Annotated in this window: 1 pseudogene; it reads left to right on the top strand. The window is 34.7% G+C overall.

Annotated features, from left to right (window positions below):
• Positions 1-317 (top strand): annotated as a pseudogene (locus C161_RS31270) (IS5/IS1182 family transposase); the annotation flags it as partial.

The following is a 317-nucleotide window of genomic DNA, read 5'->3' as shown; positions in this document are numbered from 1 at the left end:
GACACAGGTATGAAGATCGATACCGTCATTGGAGATACTGCCTATTCTGAAAAAGATAATATTCAATATGCCAATCACAACGAACTACAATTAATATCAAAATTAAACCCTAATATCACACAAGGAACTCGTAAAAAAGAAGATGAATTTGAGTTTAATAAAGATGCATGTATGTACGTTTGTAAAGCTGGACATATGGCGATTCAAAGAGCGCGCACAGGTAAGAAAGGTATGAATAATAACCAAAAGAATACCTACATGTTTGACATTGAAAAATGCAAAGTATGCCCAATGAAAGACGGGTGCTATAAAGAAGG

This window comes from Paenibacillus sp. FSL R5-192, assembly GCF_000517845.1.
Classification (GTDB): Bacteria; Bacillota; Bacilli; order Paenibacillales; family Paenibacillaceae; genus Paenibacillus; species Paenibacillus amylolyticus.
This window is presented reverse-complemented; position numbering and strand designations above follow the sequence as displayed.